The sequence below is a fragment of the Azospirillum sp. UENF 211521 genome (genome assembly GCF_058780535.1).
Genome location: NZ_JBSNCF010000001.1, coordinates 1,383,826 through 1,404,603 on the forward strand (window position 1 = coordinate 1,383,826; position 20,778 = coordinate 1,404,603).

The 20,778-nt window shown below is 70.0% G+C and carries 24 protein-coding genes; 8 read left to right on the forward strand and 16 right to left on the reverse strand.

The window, feature by feature from the left end; translation table 11 throughout:
* Nucleotides 1-16: 16 nt before the first annotated feature.
* From lexA to ACWPN5_RS06495, 8 genes are all read right to left on the reverse strand, one after another.
* Complete coding sequence (gene lexA / locus ACWPN5_RS06460; RefSeq protein ID WP_492294878.1) at nucleotides 17-715, reverse strand: transcriptional repressor LexA; 699 nt, start codon at nucleotides 713-715, stop codon at nucleotides 17-19.
* Nucleotides 716-883: 168 nt separating this feature from the next.
* Nucleotides 884-2,101, reverse strand: coding sequence for a molybdopterin molybdotransferase MoeA (locus tag ACWPN5_RS06465; protein WP_492294880.1), 1,218 nt, complete (start codon nucleotides 2,099-2,101; stop codon nucleotides 884-886).
* The gene (gene moaC, locus ACWPN5_RS06470) at nucleotides 2,101-2,595 is read right to left on the reverse strand and encodes a cyclic pyranopterin monophosphate synthase MoaC (RefSeq protein WP_492294882.1); all 495 of its coding nucleotides are present in this window, start codon (nucleotides 2,593-2,595) and stop codon (nucleotides 2,101-2,103) included. The genes ACWPN5_RS06465 and moaC overlap by 1 nt, the downstream gene beginning before the upstream one ends.
* Nucleotides 2,592-3,053 carry a GNAT family N-acetyltransferase gene (locus tag ACWPN5_RS06475; protein WP_145685140.1) on the reverse strand — a complete coding sequence of 154 codons (462 nt, stop codon included), beginning with the start codon at nucleotides 3,051-3,053 and terminating at the stop codon, nucleotides 2,592-2,594. The genes moaC and ACWPN5_RS06475 overlap by 4 nt, the downstream gene beginning before the upstream one ends.
* Nucleotides 3,054-3,087: 34 nt before the next feature.
* Entirely contained in the window at nucleotides 3,088-3,876 is a 789-nt protein-coding gene (trpC, locus tag ACWPN5_RS06480) for an indole-3-glycerol phosphate synthase TrpC (RefSeq protein ID WP_492294884.1), read from the reverse strand.
* The gene (trpD, locus tag ACWPN5_RS06485; RefSeq protein ID WP_492294886.1) at nucleotides 3,873-4,946 is read right to left on the reverse strand and encodes an anthranilate phosphoribosyltransferase; all 1,074 of its coding nucleotides are present in this window, start codon (nucleotides 4,944-4,946) and stop codon (nucleotides 3,873-3,875) included. Before trpD ends, trpC begins: the two co-directional genes overlap by 4 nt.
* Nucleotides 4,943-5,533, reverse strand: a complete 591-nt coding sequence (locus tag ACWPN5_RS06490; protein WP_035673146.1) for an anthranilate synthase component II — start codon at nucleotides 5,531-5,533, stop codon at nucleotides 4,943-4,945. Before ACWPN5_RS06490 ends, trpD begins: the two co-directional genes overlap by 4 nt.
* 169 nt (nucleotides 5,534-5,702) lie before the next feature.
* Entirely contained in the window at nucleotides 5,703-6,161 is a 459-nt protein-coding gene (locus ACWPN5_RS06495) for an STY0301 family protein (protein WP_492294889.1), read from the reverse strand.
* Nucleotides 6,162-6,280: 119 nt separating this feature from the next.
* Between ACWPN5_RS06495 and ACWPN5_RS06500 the strand changes: the two genes are divergently transcribed.
* On the forward strand, nucleotides 6,281-7,465 hold the full coding sequence (locus ACWPN5_RS06500; RefSeq protein ID WP_492294891.1) for a divergent polysaccharide deacetylase family protein: 1,185 nt from the start codon (nucleotides 6,281-6,283) through the stop codon (nucleotides 7,463-7,465).
* Between the two features lie 27 nt (nucleotides 7,466-7,492).
* On the forward strand, nucleotides 7,493-7,699 hold the full coding sequence (locus ACWPN5_RS06505) for a heavy-metal-associated domain-containing protein (RefSeq protein ID WP_492294893.1): 207 nt from the start codon (nucleotides 7,493-7,495) through the stop codon (nucleotides 7,697-7,699).
* Nucleotides 7,700-7,704: 5 nt separating this feature from the next.
* On the opposite strand, the gene ACWPN5_RS06510 is transcribed toward ACWPN5_RS06505, so the two are convergent.
* The 3 genes from ACWPN5_RS06510 to ACWPN5_RS06520 are packed head-to-tail and all read right to left on the reverse strand — an operon-like array spanning nucleotide 7,705 to nucleotide 11,945.
* A complete protein-coding gene (locus tag ACWPN5_RS06510; protein WP_145685177.1) occupies nucleotides 7,705-8,502 on the reverse strand; it encodes a hypothetical protein in 798 nt (265 codons plus the stop codon).
* Nucleotides 8,503-8,509: 7 nt separating this feature from the next.
* Entirely contained in the window at nucleotides 8,510-10,021 is a 1,512-nt protein-coding gene (gene trpE / locus ACWPN5_RS06515) for an anthranilate synthase component I (RefSeq protein WP_145685184.1), read from the reverse strand.
* A gap of 37 nt (nucleotides 10,022-10,058) precedes the next feature.
* Complete coding sequence (locus ACWPN5_RS06520) at nucleotides 10,059-11,945, reverse strand: SurA N-terminal domain-containing protein (RefSeq protein WP_492294895.1); 1,887 nt, start codon at nucleotides 11,943-11,945, stop codon at nucleotides 10,059-10,061.
* Between the two features lie 228 nt (nucleotides 11,946-12,173).
* Between ACWPN5_RS06520 and tpiA the strand changes: the two genes are divergently transcribed.
* From tpiA to ACWPN5_RS06550, 6 genes are all read left to right on the forward strand, one after another.
* Nucleotides 12,174-12,929, forward strand: coding sequence for a triose-phosphate isomerase (gene tpiA / locus ACWPN5_RS06525; protein WP_038530980.1), 756 nt, complete (start codon nucleotides 12,174-12,176; stop codon nucleotides 12,927-12,929).
* A gap of 128 nt (nucleotides 12,930-13,057) precedes the next feature.
* Nucleotides 13,058-13,390 (forward strand): preprotein translocase subunit SecG, encoded by a 333-nt coding sequence (gene secG / locus ACWPN5_RS06530; RefSeq protein ID WP_059398736.1) that lies wholly within the window; start codon nucleotides 13,058-13,060, stop codon nucleotides 13,388-13,390.
* Nucleotides 13,391-13,550: 160 nt separating this feature from the next.
* Nucleotides 13,551-15,179, forward strand: coding sequence for a CTP synthase (pyrG, locus tag ACWPN5_RS06535; RefSeq protein WP_492294897.1), 1,629 nt, complete (start codon nucleotides 13,551-13,553; stop codon nucleotides 15,177-15,179).
* Between the two features lie 142 nt (nucleotides 15,180-15,321).
* A complete protein-coding gene (locus ACWPN5_RS06540; protein ID WP_492294899.1) occupies nucleotides 15,322-16,020 on the forward strand; it encodes a dienelactone hydrolase family protein in 699 nt (232 codons plus the stop codon).
* A 103-nt stretch (nucleotides 16,021-16,123) separates the two neighbouring features.
* On the forward strand, nucleotides 16,124-16,951 hold the full coding sequence (gene kdsA / locus ACWPN5_RS06545; protein WP_492294901.1) for a 3-deoxy-8-phosphooctulonate synthase: 828 nt from the start codon (nucleotides 16,124-16,126) through the stop codon (nucleotides 16,949-16,951).
* 106 nt (nucleotides 16,952-17,057) lie between these two features.
* Nucleotides 17,058-17,492, forward strand: coding sequence for a ComEA family DNA-binding protein (locus ACWPN5_RS06550; RefSeq protein WP_492294903.1), 435 nt, complete (start codon nucleotides 17,058-17,060; stop codon nucleotides 17,490-17,492).
* 147 nt (nucleotides 17,493-17,639) lie between these two features.
* On the opposite strand, the gene ACWPN5_RS06555 is transcribed toward ACWPN5_RS06550, so the two are convergent.
* From ACWPN5_RS06555 to pqqB, 5 genes are read right to left on the reverse strand one after another with little or no spacing between them, the layout of a single operon-like run.
* Nucleotides 17,640-18,068: an SPASM domain-containing protein gene (locus ACWPN5_RS06555; RefSeq protein WP_492294905.1), complete on the reverse strand. Its 429-nt coding sequence runs from the start codon at nucleotides 18,066-18,068 to the stop codon at nucleotides 17,640-17,642.
* Nucleotides 18,055-18,747, reverse strand: coding sequence for a radical SAM protein (locus tag ACWPN5_RS06560; protein WP_492294907.1), 693 nt, complete (start codon nucleotides 18,745-18,747; stop codon nucleotides 18,055-18,057). The genes ACWPN5_RS06555 and ACWPN5_RS06560 overlap by 14 nt, the downstream gene beginning before the upstream one ends.
* Nucleotides 18,744-19,031: a pyrroloquinoline quinone biosynthesis peptide chaperone PqqD gene (gene pqqD / locus ACWPN5_RS06565; RefSeq protein WP_145685257.1), complete on the reverse strand. Its 288-nt coding sequence runs from the start codon at nucleotides 19,029-19,031 to the stop codon at nucleotides 18,744-18,746. The genes ACWPN5_RS06560 and pqqD overlap by 4 nt, the downstream gene beginning before the upstream one ends.
* A complete protein-coding gene (gene pqqC / locus ACWPN5_RS06570) occupies nucleotides 19,028-19,804 on the reverse strand; it encodes a pyrroloquinoline-quinone synthase PqqC (protein WP_035673171.1) in 777 nt (258 codons plus the stop codon). Before pqqC ends, pqqD begins: the two co-directional genes overlap by 4 nt.
* On the reverse strand, nucleotides 19,801-20,730 hold the full coding sequence (pqqB, locus tag ACWPN5_RS06575; RefSeq protein WP_492294910.1) for a pyrroloquinoline quinone biosynthesis protein PqqB: 930 nt from the start codon (nucleotides 20,728-20,730) through the stop codon (nucleotides 19,801-19,803). The genes pqqC and pqqB overlap by 4 nt, the downstream gene beginning before the upstream one ends.
* Between the last annotated feature and the right edge of the window lie 48 nt (nucleotides 20,731-20,778).

Consider the following 20,778-nt stretch of genomic DNA (forward strand, 5'->3'; position numbering starts at 1 on the left):
CCGGAGCATCCTGCCGTCAGTACTTCCGCACCAAGCCGACGAGGCGGCCCTGCACCCGGACGCGGTCGGCGCCGAAGATGCGGGTTTCGTAGGCGGCGTTGGCGGGTTCGAGCGCCACGGTGTTGCCCTTGCGGCGCAGGCGCTTCAGCGTGACCTCGGCGTCATCGACCAGGGCGACGACGATCGAGCCGTTATCCGCGCTGTCGCAACGCTGGATGACCACCGTGTCATGGTCGAGGATGCCGGCCTCCACCATCGAATCGCCGGCGACCTCCAGCGCGTAGTGGTCGCCCATGCCGAGCATGGCGGCGGGAATGTCCACGAAGGCGGACGCGTCGCGCAGCGCCTCGATCGGCGTGCCGGCGGCGATGCGGCCGTAGAGCGGAAGCTGCACCAATTCCGACGCCGGGTTCGCCTCCCGCCCCGCGAAGCTGAAGTCGCCCTTGATGACGTTGGGCTGGAACTTGGCGCGCGGCGGCCGCGGGCGGGCGGTCTCCAGCCCCTCCGGCAGACGCAGCACCTCCAGCGCGCGGGCGCGGTGGGGCAGGCGGCGGATGAAGCCGCGCTCCTCCAATCCGGTGATCAGGCGGTGGATGCCCGACTTGGACTTCAGGTTGAGAGCGTCCTTCATTTCGTCGAAGGAAGGGGACACACCGCCCTGCCCGAGCCGCTCGTTGATGAAAAGCAGCAATTCATGCTGCTTGCGCGTGAGCATTTGTGCCTCCCGGCCGGTTCCGCACTAGATATGGAACAAAAGCAAAACGTTCCATCTTGTTCTAGTTTGGTTCTTAACCCCCGTCAAGCCCTACGGACGAAATCAACCGCAAATCGACGGACAGGACTCCCGAAAGGATCGTCACCGGGTTGGCGGGTGCGGAAGGGATTAAAGCGACAGGACACCGCCGCTCAACGGGATCACCGTGACGCGGTCGCCCTCGGCGGCGGCGGTTGCCTGCGGCTCGCGGACGATCAGGGCGTCGGCCCGGGCCAGCCGGGACATCATCGCGCTGTCCTGGCGCGGGAAGGGGGTGGCGACCGGTTCGCCGTCCGGACCGGGGGACAGGGTGGCGCGCAGGAAGTCCGTGCGGTCGTCGTTGGCCTTCAGCGGCGCGCCGAGCCGGACCGCGAGGGTGGCGTTCTCGGCGGGCAGCCCCTGGAGACGGCGAAGGACGGGCACCAGGAACAGCAGGGCGGCCACCCCGGTGGACACCGGGTTGCCGGGCAGGCCGAGCAGAGGCACGCCGTTTGCCGTCCCGAAGATCAACGGTTTGCCGGGCTTCATGGCGACGCGGTAGAAATCCAGCGACAGCCCGCCCAGCACGTCGCGCACATGGTCGTGCTCGCCTTGCGACGCGCCGCCCGTGGTCACCAGCAGGTCGCAGCCGGCCGCCCCGGCGGCCATGGCGGCGAGATGCTCCGGGTCGTCCTTGGCCACGCCGAGATTGTGGGCGACGCCGCCCTGGCTGGTGACCAAGGCGCACAGGCCGAGCGCGTTGGAGCTGACGATCTGGCTCGGCCCCAGCGGGTCGCCGGGCAGGGCGATCTCGTCACCGGTGGCGAGCACGGCGACCCGCGGGCGGCGGTGGACGCGCAGCCAGGGCAGGTTGGCCGCGGCGGCCAGGGCGACGTCGCGGGCGGTCAGCAAGCGTCCCTTGGGAAGCAGATCCTCTCCCGCGGTGAAGTCCAGGCCGGCGGGGCGGATGAAGCGCCCCGCGGGGACGGCGCGCCCGACGCGCACCCGGTCCCCGGTGTCCTCGCAATCCTCCTGCATCACCACGGCGTCGGCGCCGGCGGGCAGGGGGGCGCCGGTGAAGATGCGCACGGCCTCGCCCGCACCGACCGTTCCGGCGAAGGCGTGGCCGGCCGCGGACTCGCCGATGCGGCGCAGGGTGACCGGCGCACCAGCCGACGCCGGGACGATGTCGGCGGCGCGGACGGCCCAGCCGTCCATGGCGGCGGCGGCGAAGGGCGGCTGGGTCAGGCGGGCGACGGCGGGCTCGGCCAGGACGCGCCCCAGCGCGTCGGGCAGCGGCACCGTCTCCGCCGGCAGGGCGGTGAAGGCGGCGAGGATGCGGGCGCGGGCTTCACCAACCTGCAACATCAGACCGCGCTCCCCCACACGCCGCTCTTGCCGCCGGCCTTGTGCAGCAGCTTCACCTCGGTGATGGTCATCCCGCGATCCACCGCCTTGCACATGTCGTAGACGGTGAGCGCGGCGACCGACACGGCGGTCAGCGCCTCCATCTCCACACCGGTCTGGCCCCTCAGCTTGCAGGTGGCGGTGATGTCCACGGCGTTGCGCTCGGGATCGCAGGTCAGGTCGACCTTGACCGAGGTCAGCATCAGCGGGTGGCACAGCGGGATCAGGTCCGGCGTGCGCTTGGCCCCCATGATGCCGGCCAGCCGGGCCACCGACAGGACATCGCCCTTCTTGACGCCGCCCTGGAGGATGAGCGCCAACGTTTCCGGCTGCATCAGCACGGAGCCGCGGGCGGTCGCCGAGCGCTCCGTGTCGGCCTTGCCGGACACGTCCACCATGACCGCGAGGCCTTCGGCGTCGAAATGGGTGAAGCCGCTTGCGGGCTGGTCGGTCATAGGGGTTTCTCCATGAACAGGCTCAGCGGGTCCGGACCGTAGGGGCCGAACGGGCCGCGGTCGGCGAAGCCCTGCTTGCGGTAGAGGGCGATGGCTTCGTCCTGATAGACGCCGGTTTCCAACAACAACGCCGACAGACCGGCGGCGCGCGCCTCGTCCTCGATGCGCTCCAGAAGGCGGCGACCGATCTGGCCGCCGCGCGCGGTCGGCTGGACGAACATCCGCTTGACCTCGCCATAGCCGCCGTCGGCGTCGATGCGCATGGCGCCGCAGCCGACCACGGTTCCCGACCGCCGGGCGACCAGGAAACGGATGTCCGGCTTCGCCAGCGATTGCAGGTCGAGCAGATGGTTGCTCTCGGCCGGGTAGAGGTCGCCCAGATAGCGGTCCAACTCTTCGATGAGCTGAACCACCTCGTCCTGGAGCGGGCTTTCTCGGGCAATGGTCACGTTCGGCACGGCGTCGCTCCTCCCCATTGCTTTTTATTTGGTGTCAGGCGAGCAGGGCGCGGGTGGCCGCGCTCACATCCTCCTGCCGCATCAGCAATTCACCGACCAGGAAACAACGCGCCCCGACCGCCGCCATGCGCGACAGGTCCGCCGGGCTGTAGAGTCCGCTTTCGGCGACCAGCATCCGGTCGGCGGGCACATGGGCCGCCAGTTCCTCGGTCGTGGCGATGTCCACCGCCAAAGTCTTCAGGTTCCGGTTGTTCACGCCGAGCAGCGGGGTCTTCAGCGCCAGCGCGCGGTCCAGCTCCTCGCGGTTGTGCACCTCGACCAGCACGTCCAGGCCCCAGGCGATGGCGGCGTCCTCGATCTCCGCGGCCTGCGCGTCGCTCAGCGCCGCCATGATGATGAGGATGCAGTCGGCGCCGAGCGCGCGGGATTCGGCGATCTGGTAGGGATCGACCATGAAGTCCTTGCGCAGCACCGGCAGGTCCACCGCGGCGCGGGCGGCCAGCAGATAGTCGTCGCAGCCTTGGAAGTAAGGCTCGTCGGTCAGCACCGACAGGCAGGTGGCGCCGCCCTCGCGGTAGGCGCGGGCCAGCGACGGCGGGTCGAAATCCGGGCGGATCAGGCCCTTGGACGGGCTGGCCTTCTTGATCTCGGCGATCAGGCCGTAGCGGCCGCCGTCGACCGTGCGGCGCAGCGCACGGATGAAGCCGCGCGCCGGGTCGGCGGCGCGGGCGGCATCCTCCACCGCGGACAGCGGGCGGGCGGACTTGCGGGCTTGGACCAGCGCGCGCTTGTCGTCGCAGATGCGGGTCAGGACGTCGCTCATGGCGCGGCAACCGGTTCGTTGGTGATGGACGAATTGGTGATGGAGACGAGGTGCTGGAGCACGGCGCGGGCGGCACCGCTGTCGATGGCGTGGCGGGCCCGCTCGACACCCTCCTTCAGGTCGCCGGCCTTGCCCGCCACATGGAGCGCGGCGGCGGCGTTCAGCAGCACGATGTCGCGATAGGCGCCCTGCGCCCCGTCGAACAGCGCGCGGATGGCCTCGGCGTTCACATGGGCGTCGCCGCCCTTCAGCAGCTCCGGCCGGGCGCGGAAGATGCCGGCCTGCTCCGGTTCGATCTCGAACACCGTGACCTCGCCGTCCTTCAACTGGGCGACGGTGGTCGGGCCGGTGGTGGTGATCTCGTCCAGCCCGTCGGAGCCATGGACCACCCAGGCGGCCTCCGACCCCAGACGCTTCAGAACATGGGCCAGCGGCTCCACCCACTGCCGGGCGTAGACGCCGAGAAGCTGGCGCTTGGCGCTGGCCGGGTTGGACAGCGGGCCGAGCAGGTTGAAGATGGTGCGGGTGCCCAGCTCGACGCGGGTCGGGCCGACGTTGCGCATGGCGAGGTGGTGGCGCGGCGCCATCAGGAAGCCGATGCGCGCGTCCCACAGAGCCTTGCGCACCAGACCCATGTCGCAGTCCAGGTTGACGCCCAGCGCGCCCAGCACGTCGGCGGCGCCCGACTTGGACGACATGGCGCGGTTGCCGTGCTTGGCCACCGGCACGCCGCAGGCCGCGATGACGACCGCGGCGGCGGTGGAGATGTTGTAGGTGCCCGAGCCGTCGCCGCCGGTACCGCAGGTGTCGATGGTGCCGTCCGGTGCCTCCACCGGGATCGCCTTGGCGCGCATTACGCGGGCGGCGCCGGTGATCTCGTCCACCGTCTCGCCGCGCACGCGCAACGCCATCAGGAAGCCGCCCATCTGCGACGGGGTGGCGTTGCCCGACATGATGATGTCGAAGGCGAGCGAGGCCTCCGCCTCGTTCAGGGCGTTGCCGGCGGCGACCTTGGCGAGGATCGCCTTCATGTCGGTCAGGTCGCCGTGCGGCGCGGACGGCGTGCTCATGCGGCGGTCTCCAGCCGGCGGGTCGTGTTCAGGAAGTTTTCCAGGATCTTGTGCCCGTGCTCGCTCTCGATGCTTTCCGGGTGGAACTGCACACCGTGGATCGGCAGCTCGCGGTGGGACAGCGCCATGATCAGGCCGTCCTCCGTCTCGCCGGTCACCTCCAGGCAGGCGGGCAGGGTGGCGCGTTCGACGATCAGCGAATGGTAGCGGGTGGCCCGGAAGGGCGAGGGCAGGTCCTTCAGGACGCCGCGCCCCTGGTGGAACATGCGGTCGACCTTGCCGTGCATCGGCACCGGCGCGCGCAGCACCGTGCCGCCGAAGGCCTGCCCGATGGCCTGATGGCCCAGGCACACGCCCATCAGCGGAACGCCGGCCTTGGCGGCGGCGTCGATCAGCGGCAGGCAGATGCCCGCCTTGTCCGGGTCGCAGGGGCCGGGCGACAGCACGATCCCTTCGGGGCGGAGCGCCATGGCCTCCTCCACCGTCAGGCTGTCGTTGCGGCGGACGTCCAGTTCGGCGCCCAGTTCGCCCAGGTAATGGACGAGGTTGTAGGTGAAGCTGTCGTAGTTATCGATGAGCAGCAGCATGGGGCGCCCCGGCATCCTTCCGGCCTGTCGTTTCCGGTCCGTTGGTCACGGGTCCATTGTTCCCGGCCCAATCGTCCCGGAACACCGTTCCGGCCTTGTTCCAAGGCGGGTACCCTAGCGGCTGAGGCCATGGATTTCCAGCCCGTCCGAACCTCGACTTGGCGGAGAATCAGCGGCAGAGGAACTGCGGCGCCGTCGCCGGCTTGTCCAGCACCATGCCGCGCGCGTCGGTCTCCTCGGTGATCTGGCAGCGCCGCACGGTGCGAGGCAGGTCGATGGCCAGCGTGGCCTGCGTCCCGGCGTAGCGGCAGATCAGGAAGACGTTGTCGCGCCGTGCGGCGGGGAAGTCCCATTGCCGGACTTCCGAGCGGCCCCGCCGCAGGCCGCGGTCCGGTTCCAGCGCCGCCGGGGCGGCGGCCAGGGAGGGAGACGTCATCTGCGCCGTCCGGTCGCCCTCGACCAGAGCAATGCCGGCGAAGGCGTGCTGGTCCTTCGCCGGGTAGGGCGACCAGCCGCCGGGCGCCTCCGGCTGGGCCTGCACGGTCAGGCTGGGCGGGCAGCGGACCTCGTCGGCGAGGGCGGGGCCTGTGGCGGCGAGGATCGCCAGAAGGGTGAGGGTGCGGAGCATGGCGGGTCACAGCATAGTCCCAGCCGGCGGACACCTCCACCCCGCTCCGCTGTTGCAGGGACGCAGCGGGGGTGCCACCTTGCGCGCAAACCGGAAACCAGGGTTCGAGATTCCTTCCCATGGCCAAGAAAACGCCGCGCAAGCCCCAGAAAGCCGCGGCACGGAAGCCATCGCCGAAAACGCCCGCCGCCACGTCCGGACGTGCCGTCTCGCCGGTCCTCCTGGCGCTGGCCGGTGTGATCGCGGTCTTCGCGGTGGCGCTCGGCGCGCGCTTCATCATCGGGCGCGACGCGCCGGAGACGGAGACCGTCGTGGAGCGGGAGGCGCCGGTCATCGCCCCGGCCGCGCCGATCAAGGCGCCTCCGCCCAAGGTCGCCGAAGCGTCGCCTCCGCCTCCGCCGGTTCGCGAGGCCGAGCCCGCTCCGGCGCCCGTTCCGGCACCGCCTCCCCAGGTGACCGAGGCCCCGGCCCCCGTTCCGGTTCCCGCACCGCCCCCGCCGCCGGCCATGACGCCGAAGCCGGTGGTGGCAATGCTGCCGCCTCCCGTCGCCCCGCTGGACCCGCCGAAGGTGGCGCCGGGATCGCCGCTGTGGAAGAAGAACGCGCTGCCCTTCCGCGCCCCACCGGGAAAGCCGGCCATCGCCATCGTCATTGACGACATGGGGGTGGACCGCAAGCGCTCGAACCGCGCTGTGTCGCTGCCGGGGCCGCTGACCCTGGCGTGGCTGCCCTACGCCCACGAGCTGCCGGCCCAGGCCCGCGCCGCCCGTGCCGCCGGGCACGAGCTGATGCTGCACCTGCCCATGGAGCCCAGCGGCTCGGCCGATCCGGGGCCACAGGCGCTGCGCGTGTCGCTCGACAAGGGGGAGATCCTGCGCCGGACCAAGGCGGCGCTGGACAGCTTCGACGGCTATGTCGGGGTGAACAACCACATGGGCAGCCGCTTCACCGCCGATTCCGCGGCCATGGCGCCCGTGCTGGGGGAGATCGCGCGGCGCGGCCTGTTGTGGCTGGACAGCCGGACCACCGCGAAGAGCGCCGGCCTGACCCTCGCGCGGGAGTTTCAGATGCCCTTCGCCGGCCGCGACATCTTCCTCGACAACGAGATGACCGTGTCGGCGGTGCGCGGACAGCTCGCCAAGACGGAGCATGTGGCGCGCAAGCAGGGCTACGCCATCGCCATCGGCCACCCGCACGATGCGACAATCGAGGCACTGGCCTCCTGGATGCCGGAGGTGCAGAAACGCGGCTTCGTCCTGGTTCCGGTCAGCGCCGTCGTGCGCGCCCATCACACCGGCGGGTGACCGCCGATCCCGCTTGAGGAGAGTTCCATGGCTGACACCTACAAGGTCGGCGGCATGACCTGCGGCGGCTGCGCCCGCTCCGTCACCAACGCCATCGGCAAGCTGGCGCCGGGCGCCGCCGTGACGGTGGACCTCGACGCCGGCACCGTGGCGGTGGAGGGCGGAGTCGCCCCGGAGACGGTGAGGAGGGCCGTGGAAGGCGCCGGCTTCGACTTCGGCGGTTCGGCCGGTTAGAGTACTCAGGCCGGTCGGCGCAGCCGCCACACCAGCAGGCCGCCGGCCCAGGACAGCGACACCGCCAGAGCGACGCCGAGCGCGACGAACCGTCCGGCGGGCTCGGCCAGCAGATGGGCGGTGGTCAGCGCCAGGGCGAGGCCGGGGTTGGTCAGCAGCGCGCTGCGCATCGCCGCGGCGACCACGCCGCCGCCCAGGCGGCCGTGCAGGATCACCGTCAGGCTGGTCAGGGCGATTGGGAACACGGCGGCGATGCCGGTGGCCGCCGGTCCGATGCTGTGGCTGAGCGTGGTCACGGTGGCGACCAGCAGGCCGACGAGACCGGCGCGCGCCGGGATGTCGTACCAGCGCGACCGCGCCCCCCGGACCACGCCGTCCTGCGGAATCGGCGCCGACACCGCCCAGGCGGCGATCCCGTAGCAGGCCAGCGTCAGCAGCAGCGCCAGCGGCAGCGTCCAGTCGACGGCGGAGCGCAGGGTGGCCGCCACGACAATCCAGAAGGCCGAGCTGGTGATAACCGTCGCCGGCATGCTCCAGCGTGGCGCGATCCGCACGAGAAGCGCCAGATAGAGGACGATCGTCGCGTTGCCGACCATTCCCGACAGGGCGGCGTCGGCGACGAAGCCGTCGCCATGCTCCATCGCGAGCATCACGAAGGCCGGGCCGGTCGAGACGGGCAGGGCGGTGATCATGCCGCCATAGAAGGGGCCGGCCTTCTCCGCCGCCAGCGAGGCGGCGACGACGACCAGGGCCGCCGCCGCGATCTTGACGATCAGCGGCAGCAGCAGCGCATCGAGGGGCATGCGGTCCTTACCGGGCGGAGGTCTCGCGAACGGTTTCCTCCGCGGCGCGGATCAGGGCCATCGACTTGTTGACGGTCTCCTGATACTCGGCCTCGGGATCGCTGTCGGCGACCACGCCGCCGCCGGCCTGCACATACATCATGCCGTCCTTCAGCACGGCGGTGCGCAGCGCGATGCAGGTGTCCATGGCGCCCGACGCGCCGAAATAGCCGACGCAGCCGGCGTAGACGCCGCGGCGGGCCTTCTCCAGCTCGTCGATGATCTGCATGGCGCGGACCTTCGGCGCACCGGAGACGGTGCCGGCCGGGAAACCGGCGACCAGGGCGTCCAGCGCATCGTGCTTCGGGTCGAGGTCGCCCTCGACGTTGGAGACGATGTGCATGACGTGGCTGTACAGCTCCACGATCATCTTCTGCGTCACCTTGACGGTGCCGGTACGCGCCACGCGGCCCACGTCGTTGCGGCCGAGATCAAGCAGCATCAGATGCTCGGCCAGCTCCTTCGGATCGCTCAGCAGATCCTCGGCCAGCGCCTGATCCTCCGCCGCCGTGGCGCCGCGCTTGCGGGTGCCGGCGATGGGGCGGACGGTCACCTTGCCGTCGCGCACGCGCACCAGGATCTCCGGGCTGGAGCCGACGACCGACAGCTCACCGAAGTCGCAGTGGAACAGGAAGGGCGACGGGTTCAGGCGGCGCAGCGTGCGGTACAGCGCCAGCGGCGACGGCTTGAAGGGGAAGCGGATGCGCTGGGACGGCACGACCTGGAAGATGTCGCCGGCCCGGATGTACTCCTTCGCCCGCTCGACGATCGCGTGATACTCCTCGCGCGTCGTGTTGGACGTCCAGGCGAGCGGCAGCCCGTCCTTGGTCCGCGGCTCCCGCCGGTAGGGCAGGGGGCGCTCCAGATCGGCCACGGCGTCCATCAGACGCTCGCGGGCGTCGCCGTAGGCGGCGGCGCCGTCGACCCCCGGCTTCGGCCAGACCGGGGTGACCAGGGTCACCGAATCGGTGTGGCTGTCGAAGATGGCGACGATGCTCGGCCGCGACAGGATGGCGTCGGGGATGCCCAGCTCGTCCGGGTTGTCGTCCGGCAGCCGCTCCATCAGCCGGACCATGTCGTAGGTCAGGTAGCCGAACAGGCCGGCGGCCATCGGCGGCAGCGCGTCCGGCAGGTCGATGCGGCTCTCGTTGATGAGGGCGCGCAGCGACTCCAGCGGGGCGGCGTCGATGGGCTCATAGGCGTCGCGGTCGTGCAAGGCGTTGCGGTTCACCTCCGCCCGGTCGCGGCGGCAGCGCCACACCAGATCGGGCTTGAAGCCGATCACCGAATAGCGGTCGCGCCGCGACCCCGCCCCGCGCTCCGCCGACTCGAAGAGGAAGCCGAAGGGCCGCCCGTCGGCCAGCTTCATGTAGGCGGAGACCGGGGTCTCCAGATCGCTGACCAGCGTGGTCCACACCACCTGCGGCTTGCCGGCCTCATAAGCGGTGTGGAAGGCGGCGAATTCCGGCTGAACCTTCACGGGACGGGCCTCGGCTGAGTGGGGCGATTGAGTGGGGTTAGTTGCCGCTGGCGAAGAACTGGTCGATGCGGTTGCGGTGAACCTCGACCGGGTAGCTGTTGCGCAGCGCGTTGCCGAACTGGGCCATGATGTCGCTTTCCAGCCCCTGGGCGACGGTGCTCTCCACGGTCGCCAGCGTGGCGTCGCTGGCCGCCGGGTCCGCCGGGATGATCTCCTTCAGGCGGGCGACGACCTGGCTGTCGGCGGTGGCGCCGGTCACCGTCTCGCCGGGAGCGACCTCGAACAGCTTGCGCACCAGCTCGCCCGGCAGCCCCTCGACCGAACGGGCGTCGCGGGTGAAGGGCGTGGTCATGGCGAAGCTGGCGCCGGACTGGCTGGCGACGTCCTGCGCTGCGGCCTCCGAGCCCTGCTTCAGCTTGGCGGCGATGTCCTGGGCCTTTTCGGCGGCCAGCTTGGCGCGCTTGTCGTCCTGCCAACCGGCGACGGCCTGATCGCGCACCTCGGCCAGCGGCTTGGGCGCGGCCGGCGTCACGCCGTCGACGCGCACGGCGTAGAAGACGTTGTTGGGCGCCTCGGTCAGGTTCGAGGTGGCGCCGGAGGCGAGCTGGAAGGCGGTCTGCACCATGGCGGCGAAGTTCGGGCGGCCGGGAGCGGCGTCCTTGCCGTCCGGCGCCTTGCCGCTGCTGTCCACCGCGGCGATCTTGGCGATCGGCAGCGACTGGGCCTGGGCGACCTCCTCGAGCGGCGCGCCGCTGGCGAGCTGGTCCTCGACCCGGTTGGCGATGGAGTAGAGCGAATCCATCGCCTTCTCCTTGCGCAGCTCGGCCAGGAGCTGGTCGCGGGCCTCCTCGAAGGTCTTGGTGGCGCCCGGCTGGATGGCGGTGACCGTCAGGACGTGCCAGCCCAGCCCGCTGCGCACCGCGTCGCTGACCGCACCCTGGGCCAGGGCGAAGGCGGCGTCGCCGATCTCCGGCAGCTCGTTGCGGGTGACGTTGTCGAGCGTGATGACGTCGGTCCCGGCGTCCTTGGCGGCGGCGGTCAGGCCCTTGGTCTTGGCGGCCTCGGCGATCTGCTTCGCCTTCGCCTCGTCGTCGGCCAGGACCATCTCCACCGTCCGGCGCTCCGGCGTGCCGAGCTCGTCGGCACGCTCGTCGTAGGCGGCGCGCAACTCGTTGTCGGGGATCTGGAGGTCCTTGGCGATCTCGTCGGCGGAGAGCTGGGCGATGCTCAGCGACCGGTATTCCGGCGCGGTGAAGCGGACCTGATGGTCCTCGTAATAGCGGGTCAGTTCCGCCTCGTCGGGCACGCCGACGTCGCCGATGGCGGCGTTGGGCAGGGTGACCACCTCGGCCACGCGGCGCTCCCCGCGGAAGCGGTAGAGGTCCTGGACCAGCGGCTTCGGCGGGGTTACCCCGGCGCCGACCGCGCCGGCCACCAGCTCGCGCGCGGTCTCGCGGCGCAGCAGGGCGACGTAGCCGTCCTCGGTCAGCTGGTTGTTGCGCAGCACGCTGCGGAACTGGTTCGGGTCGAACTGGTTCTGCGCGTTGCGGAAGGCCGGCTCCTCGGCGATGCGCTGGCGCACCACGTCCGGGCCGACCGAGATCCCGGCGTCGCGCGCCGCCTGATCGTAGAGCGCGCGCTGCACCAGCGCCGACAGCGACTGGTCGAGCAGGCCGAACTGGCGCGCCTGCTCCGTCGTCAGGTTGCCGCCCATCATCGGGCGCAGCCGCTCCATCTGACGGCGGAACTCCTGGTCCAGCTCCGCCCGGTCGATGTCCACCTTGCCGACGGAGGCCACGGTGCTGGAGATCCCGCCTGTGCGGATCATGTCGCCGATGCCCCAGGCCGCAAAGCTGACGATGAGGAGCACGAACAGGATCTTGACGACCCACGAACCGGCGTAAGTGCGGATGAACTGAAGCATGGGACCCGAAGTGAGTGCGCAAAGGGCGGCCCTGCGGCCGGGGCGGCATCATAGGCACCCCGCGAAAGCCCGGCAACACCCCATTTCCCCCGCGATTCCCCATCGGAAAGAACCCGTTGGACGGGTGGAAATGCCAAGCACTCCTTGCTAGACAGGGGGCGCACTTTGAAAACGAACACCCGCGACAACGCCCACATCAACAAACGAGAGCCGGAGGACGAAAACGCCATGGCCGCACGCCGCAAACTGATTGCCGGGAACTGGAAGATGAACGGGCTGAAGGCCGACGGGCTCGACCTTGCCTCCGACCTCGCCGGGCGCCTGACGGGGGCCGGGACGGTCGCCTTCGACATGCTGGTGTGCCCGCCCTTCCCGCTGCTGTTCCCGGTGGGCGACGCCATTTCCGGCAGCCCGCTGGCGCTGGGCGCGCAGGATTGCCACGCCAAGACCTCCGGCGCGCACACCGGCGACGTCAGCCCGGCCATGCTGACCGACGCCGGCTGCCGCTACGTCATCCTGGGCCATTCGGAGCGCCGCGCCGACCACGCCGAATCCGACGCGCAGGTCGCCGCAAAGGCCGCCGCCGCCCACAAGGCGGGCCTGATCGCCATCATCTGCGTCGGCGAGACGGAGGCCCAGCGCGACGCCGGGCAGGCGAACAGCGTCGTCGCCAGCCAGCTCAAGGGCTCGATCCCGGAGGGCGCCACCGCGGCGAACACCGTCATCGCCTACGAGCCGGTCTGGGCCATCGGCACCGGCAAGACCGCGACTCCCGACGACGTCAAGGCGATGCACGCCCACATCCGGGCGGAGCTGGCCGGCAAGACCGCCGATCCCGAGGCGGTGCGCGTGCTCTACGGCGGCTCGGTCAAGCCGGGCAACGCGGCGGAACTGATGGCGGTGGAGAATGTGGACGGCGCGCTGGTCGGCGGGGCCGCGCTGAAGGCGGACGATTTCTGGGCGATCGCCACCAGTTGCCGCTAGCATATCGCGCAGGACCGCGTTAAAAACAGTGGGCGCGCGCCACGGGCCCTTGCCAAGGTCCGTGGCGCGCTGTTGGTTTGGGCGGTCCCTGCGGATCGCTCCGGGAAGGGATCAAGGGAACAGGCTGCATGGAATCGGTGCTTCTGGTCATTCACCTGCTGATCGCCCTGGCGCTGGTCGGGGTCATCCTGATCCAGCGGTCGGAAGGCGGCGGTCTCGGCATCGGCGGCGGCAACATGGGCGGCATGATGTCCACCCGCGGCACCGCCAACCTGCTGACGCGGACCACCGGCATCCTGGCGGGCTGCTTCATGGCGACCAGCCTGGTCCTGGCGGTCCTGGCGGGCGCGCACAGGGCGCCGACCTCGATCATCGACACGATGCCGGCCCAGCCCGTGGCCCCGGCGGCTCCCGCCCAGCCGGCGACGCCGGCGCAGCCCGCTCCGCCGGTCGCCCAGTAACAGCGGCCCGGCAAAACGCGACGCGGCTCCGGCCGGGTCTGACGTGAGGCGGCCTCCCCCGAAGCCGCCTCTTTCTTTTGAGGATCGTCGATCTGGGCATCGCCCGGGGGACGGTCCGAATTCGGGGAACGGATCAGGCTCTGAAGGTCTTCGGACGGACATGACTCGCTACATCTTCATCACCGGTGGCGTCGTTTCCTCGCTGGGCAAAGGTCTGGCGTCGGCGGCGCTTGGGGCGCTTCTTCAGGCGCGCGGCTACAAGGTGCGGCTTCGCAAGCTGGACCCGTACCTGAACGTGGACCCCGGCACGATGAGCCCGTACCAGCACGGCGAGGTCTATGTGACCGACGACGGCGCTGAGACCGACCTCGACCTCGGCCATTACGAGCGCTTCACCGGCGTGGCCGCGCGCCGTGGCGACAACATCACCACGGGCCGCATCTATTCGACCGTGATCGCCAAGGAGCGGCGCGGCGACTATCTGGGCGCCACCGTGCAGGTGATTCCGCACGTCACCGACCAGATCAAGGACTTCATCCGCGCCGACACCACCGACGAGGACTTCATCCTCTGCGAGATCGGCGGCACGGTGGGCGACATCGAGTCGACCCCCTTCCTGGAGGCCATCCGCCAGTTCGGCAACGAGGTCGGTCCGGAGAACGCCCTGTTCATCCACCTGACCCTGCTGCCCTACATCCCGACGGCGGGCGAGCTGAAGACCAAGCCGACCCAGCATTCCGTGAAGGAGCTGCTTGGCATGGGCATCCAGGCCAACATCCTGCTCTGCCGCGCCGACCGCCCGATCCCGGACAACGAGCGCCGCAAGATCGCGCTGTTCTGCAACATCCGTCCGGAGCGCGTCATCGCCGCCCTGGACGTCGATTCGATCTACCAGGTGCCGGTCAGCTACCACGAGGAAGGCTTCGACACCCAGGTGCTGGCCTATTTCGGCCTGCCGACCGAGGGCAAGCCGGACCTGTCGCGCTGGACCAGCATCGTCGAGCGCGTGCGCAAGCCGCAGGGCGAGGTGACCATCGCCGTCGTCGGCAAGTACACCAGCCTGCTCGACAGCTACAAGTCGCTGGCCGAAGCGCTGACCCACGGCGGCATCGCCAACAACGTGAAGGTCAAGCTGGACTGGATCAACTCGGAAATCTTCGAGGACGACACCGCCGTCCAGCGGCTGGAGAACGTCCACGGCATCCTGGTGCCGGGCGGCTTCGGCTCGCGCGGCACGGAAGGCAAGATCCGCGCCGCCCAGTTCGCCCGCGAGCGCAAGGTGCCGTATTTCGGCATCTGCTTCGGCATGCAGATGGCGGTGATCAAGTCGGCCCGCAACATGGCCGGCATCGTCGACGCCGGCTCGACCGAGCTGGGCAAGCCCGGCAACCCGGTGGTCGGCCTGATGACCGAGTGGATGCGCGGCAACAGCCTGGAGAAGCGCACCGAGGGCACCGACCTCGGCGGCACCATGCGGCTCGGCACCTACCCGGCGAAGCTGGTCCCCGGCAGCAAGGTCGCGGAGGTCTACGGCACCACCGACATCACCGAGCGGCACCGCCACCGCTATGAGGTGAACGTCTACTACAAGGAGCGCCTGGAGAAGGTCGGCCTGCTGTTCTCCGGCCTGTCGCCGGACGGCGAGCTGCCCGAGATCGTCGAGATCCCGGACCATCCCTGGTTCATCGGCGTGCAGTTCCACCCGGAGCTGAAGTCCAAGCCCTTCGACCCGCACCCGCTCTTCACCTCCTTCATCAAGGCGGCGATCGAGCAGAGCCGGCTGGTCTAATGTGACCATAGGGGGGAGGGCATTCCTCCCCCGCGTGTTCCGGTTCCGGGTTTCCGGTGGGTATAGTGAGAGCGGCGGCCGAGCCAACGGTCGCCGCTTTTGCGTTACGGGCCAGGGAAAAACCATGGGAAGGGACACAACCATGACCGACATCAGCATCCCCGCCGCCGACGGCGGCAGCTTTTCCGCCTATGTGGCCAAGCCGGCGGGCGGCGGGCCGGCGCCGGGACTCGTCGTCATCCAAGAGATCTTCGGGGTCAACAAGGTCATGCGCGACCTGTGCGACGGCTTCGCCGCCCAGGGTTGGCTGGCCGTCTGCCCGGACCTGTTCTGGCGGCAGGAGCCGGGCGTACAGATCACCGACAAGACCCAGGAGGAGTGGAACCGCGCCTTCGCCCTGATGAACGGCATGGATCAGGACAAGGCGGTGGACGACCTCAAGGCCACGCTCGCGTGGCTGCGCCAGAATCCGGATTGCACCGGCAATGCGGGGTCGGTCGGCTACTGCCTGGGCGGGCGGCTGGCCTTCATGATGGCGGCGCGCTCCGATTCTGACGCCAACGTCAGCTATTACGGCGTCGGTCTCGACGGTCTGGCCGGTGAGGCGGCGAGCATTACCAAGCCGCTCCTGATGCACATCGCCGAGAAGGACCAGTTCGTCCCGGCGGAGGCGCGGGAGACCATCCTGGCCGCGGTGAAGGGCAACCCGAACGTCACCGCCCACGTCTACCCTGGCGTCGATCACGCCTTTGCCCGCGCCGGCGGCGCCCATTTCGACGCCGAGACGGCGGAGCTGGCCAACGGGCGCACGGCAGCCTTCTTCAAGCAGCATCTGGGTTGACGCCATTCCGGTTGACCGGGATCGCCGATATCTGGGAAGGAAGGAGCAGCGCGAGGGGGCCTTCGGCATGCGTCCCCTCGCATTGCTTTTTGGAGAGCACGGGATGACCACCGCCAAGACCGTCCAGATCGGCACCCTGACCATCGCCAACGACCGGCCCTTCACCCTGATCGCCGGCCCGTGCCAGATGGAAAGCCGCGACCACGCGCTGGAGACGGCGGCGGCGCTGGTGGAGATGACCGGCGCGCTGGGCATCGGGCTGATCTACAAGTCGTCCTTCGACAAGGCCAACCGCACCTCCATCAGCACGATGCGCGGCCTCGGCATGGACAAGGCGCTGCCGATCTTCGCCGAGATCAAAGAGCGGTTCGGCTGTCCGGTGATCACCGATGTCCACGAGGCCGACCAGTGCGCCGCGGTGGCCGAGGTGATGGACGTCCTGCAGATTCCCGCCTTCCTGTGCCGCCAGACCGACCTGCTGATCGCCGCCGCCAAGACGGGCCGGGCGGTCAACGTCAAGAAGGGCCAGTTCCTTGCCCCCTGGGACATGAAGAACGTCGCGGCGAAGCTGGTGGCGTCGGGCAACGACAAGGTGCTGTTGTGCGAGCGCGGCGCCAGCTTCGGCTACAACACGCTGGTGTCGGACATGCGGTCCCTGCCGATCATGGCGGAGACCGGCTTCCCGGTGGTGTTCGACGCCACCCATTCCGTGCAGCAGCCGGGCGGGCAGGGCACGACCTCCGGCGGCCAGCGCGAGTTCGTTCCGGTGCTGGCGCGCGCCGCCATCGCTGTGGGCGTCGCCGCGGTCTTCATGGAAACCCACGAGAATCCGGACTGCGCGCCCAGCGACGGCCCGAACATGGTCCCGCTGAAGGAGATGCCGGCCCTGCTGGCGCGGCTCCAGGCCTTCGACCGCCTGGCGAAGGCCTGACGAAAGGACAGGTTTCGGAACGGCCTGCCGTTCCCGGCGTTGCCCAGACACCGCGGGCGCCGCGCTTCCGCTGGAGCGCCCGCGGGTTGAGCCATGGAGCAACGCCATGAAGCCGATCCGCCTGTGCGCCATCGCCGCCGTCGCCAGCCTTGGCGCGATGATCGCCGTTCCCGCCGTCGCGCAATCGACCGCGCCGTCCGCAATGCCTTCGACCACGCCGATGCCGCAGGCGAAGCCGGCCATGCCGCCGGGCCACAGCGGCACCACCACCGCGCCGCCGATGGGCAGCGGGTCGTCATCGTCGACGGCGAAAGCCAAGGTCATCGACCTCAACACCGCCGGCAAGGACGAGCTTCAGACCCTTCCGGGAATCGGCGAGGCGCGGTCCGAGGCCATCGTGAAGAACCGCCCCTACCGGTCCAAGGACGAGCTGGTCAGCAAAAAGATCGTGCCGCAGAACGTCTACGACGACATCAAGGGCCGCATCGCCGCGGTCGGCGGCTCAAAGACCAGCGCCTCGGCGACCCCCCCGAAGAAGTGAGCCACTTCCCTCTCCCCTCCGGGGAGAGGGTTAGGGTGAGGGGGGGCGCGTGTCGTTACGTTCGGCACAAGCGCATCCCCCTCACCGGCCCTGCGGGCCACCCTCTCCCCGGAGGGGAGAGGGCTACAGACCCTTGGGAACCGGCCTCTACAGGCTGAAGCTCCGGTAGGTGATCGGCGCCTCGGCCGTGCCGCCGTCCGTCGCGGCGATGTCGCCCAGCCGGCCGTGATGCTCCGACAGATCGCACACCGGGTCGGTGTTGTCGGCGCTTCCGGTCAGCGCCAGCGCCTGACAGCGGCAGCCGCCCCAGTCGATCTCCTTCTGGTCGCAACTCCGGCAGGGTTGCGGCATCCAGTCGGTGCCGCGGTAGCGCTGGAAGGCGGCGGAGTTGGCCCAGATGTCGGCCAGCGGGCGCTCCGTCACCCGGTCGAAGGCCATGCCGGGAATCGTCTCGGCGGCGTGGCAGGGCAGGACCGAGCCGCTGGGCGTCACGTTCAGAAACTTGCGGCCCCAGCCGCCCATGCAGGCCTTGGGGCGCTTGGCGTAGTAGTCGGGCACCACATCAGTCGACCACAAGCCGGTCCTTCAGCTCTGGCAGACGGGCGCGCACCCGTTCGTCCATGCGGATCAGCTGCTCGCGGGTCGGCATCAGGGCGGCCCGGTTCTTCAGCGCCCAGCCGTAATACTGGACGTTGGCGATCTCGATCCGGCCGGCCTTCAGCTCGAGCGCCATGTCGATGAAATCGTCCACCCGGTCGATGTTGTGGCGCTGCACGATGGCGTTGACGGTCAGCGCCATGCCGACGTCGGTGACCGCGCGCGCCACCTCCAGCTTCTTCGGCTGGCCGCCGGGGAAGCCGCTGATCAGTTCGGCCTTGGCCGGCACCGTGTCCTGGAAGCCGATCTGCACGTGCTGGAGCCCGGCGTCGCGCAGCCGCTCCAGCCGCGCCCGGTCGAGCAGCACCGCCGAGGTGATGAGGTTGGCGTAAAGCCCGGCCGCGGTGGCGTGGGCGATCAGCGCCTCCAGGTCCTTGCGCGCCGTCGGCTCGCCGCCGGAGAAATGCACCTGGATGATGCCGAGGTCCGCCGCCTCGTCGAGCACGCGGCACCACGCAGCGGTGTCCAACTCGCGGCTGGCCGGGTCGAGCGCCAGCGGGTTGGAGCAGTAGGCGCAGCGCAGCGGGCAGCGGTGCGTCAGTTCCGCCAGCAGGGCCAGCGGCGGTTCGAGTCCGGTCGTGGCGCCACAGACGGTCATCGGGTCAGGAACCCCTTCGTGATCATGTCGCCCAACAGTTCCAACACATCCGCGGCGATCTCCTCCCGCGGCGCGTCGAATTGCGCGGCCAGCGCGGCAATGGCCGTGCCCACCGTCGCCGGAGGTTTGGTGGTCACGGCCCGCACGACCTCCAGCGCCACCTCGTCCAGGATCAGCACGCGCTCCGGACCCAGAAGCTGCCAGTGGCCGCGCACCCGGTCCTGGCGGAGCATGACGCCGGGGGCCAGCCGAACCCGGTCCTCCTCGCTCACGCCGTCCGTCATCGCCGGTAGACCGTCGGTTCCATGTCCTCCGGCACGAAGGCGCCGGGCGGGATCAGGCCGGGCGACACATAGGCGTGGTGCAGCGCGTCCAACTGCGCCCAGAGAAGCTCCGCCTTGTGGCGCAGCGCGGCGATCACCTGCTGCTGCTGCTCCGGCGTGCGGGCGTTGTCGAGCACGTAATCGAGCCCGAACTCGACGTCGCGCGGCGCCTCGTCCAGCCGCTTGCGGAAGTAGGACAGGGTGGCGTCGTTGGCGAAGGCGTAATAGGCCTCGAACCCGGCGATGCGCTCGCGGTGGATGGCCGGGGCGAACAGCTCGGTCAGGGACGAGGCGACGGCTTCCAGCGTCGATTTGCTCGACACGAAGTTGACGTAGGAATCGACGGCGTAGCGGGTCGCCGGCAAGATGCCCCTCAGCGAGGTGACGTAATCGCGGTCCAGCCCCAGCCCGTCGGTCAGGCGCAGCCAGCGCTCGATCCCGCCGACCTTGCCCTCCTCGCGCTCCCGGCTCTCGCCGAAACCGTCATGGTCGAGCACGCGCTGGATCCAGATGCGGCGCAGCGCCGGATCGTCCATCCGCGCCATCAGGGCCAGATCCTTCTTGGGGATGCAGACCTGATAATAGAAGCGGTTCAACGCCCAGGCCTGGACCTGCCCGCGCTTCAGCTTCCCGCCGTGCAGCAGTTTGTGGAAGGGGTGGAGGTCGTGGTACTGGCGCTCGCCGATGGCGCGCAGCTCGCGTTCCAATTCCTCGCGTGACAGCGCTGACGTCATAGCGTGAACTCCATCCCGTCGTGGGCGATCTCCCAACCTTCGGCGGCGGCGGCGGCCCGTTCGGGCGAGTCGTCCAGCAGGGCCGGGTTGGTGTTGTTGATGTGGACAAAGACCTTGCGCCGCACGCCCAGCCCCGCGAAGGCGGCGATGGAGCCGTCCGGGCCGGACATCGCCATGTGGCCCATGCGCTGGCCGGTCTTGCTGCCGGTGCCGGCGCGGATCATCTCGTCGTCGGTCCAGGTGGTGCCGTCGAACAGCACCAACGGCGCCCCGCGCAGCCGGTCGGCCAGCCAGCCCGGCATCGCCGAGCAGCCGGGGATGTAGAAAAATTCCCCATCGCCGTTGCGGTCGCGGATGCGCAACGCCACCGTGTCCTCCGCCACCGAGCCGAAGCCGGCGGCGGACGGGTCCTCCAGATAGAGCGCGACCTTGCCGGGCACGGCGAAGGCTTCGATCTCGAAGGGGAAGGGGGCTCCGGCGGCGTCGGCGGGAACCCAGGGCCGGTCCAGCGCCATGGCGCGGCGCGGCGCCAACTCCGGGTTGACGACCCGGAAGACGGCGTTCGCCTCCAGCACACGGTGAACCCGATCGGTGGCGTAGACGGCCAGCGGCTGGGATTCGCGAAGGGTCAGCAGGCCCGCCACATGGTCGATGTCGGCGTTGGTCAGAACCGCCGCGGCGATGGGGCTGTGGCGCACGGCGGTCTGCGGGTGCAGCGCCGGGTTGGCGAGGATCTGCTGGCCGATGTCCGGCGAGGCGTTCAGCAGCAGCCAGCGCCCGTCGCCGCCGCTGACCGCGAGCGAGGATTGGGTGCGCGGGCGGGCCGCCGGGTCGCCGGAGCGGGCGCGGCGGCAGCCCGCGCAATTGCAGTTCCATTGAGGAAAACCGCCGCCCGCGGCGGAGCCAAGGACCAGGATCGTCAGCATGGGGTGCCTTTCCTAATCAAGGCGGCCCGAATCAGGCGGCGGTCGTCA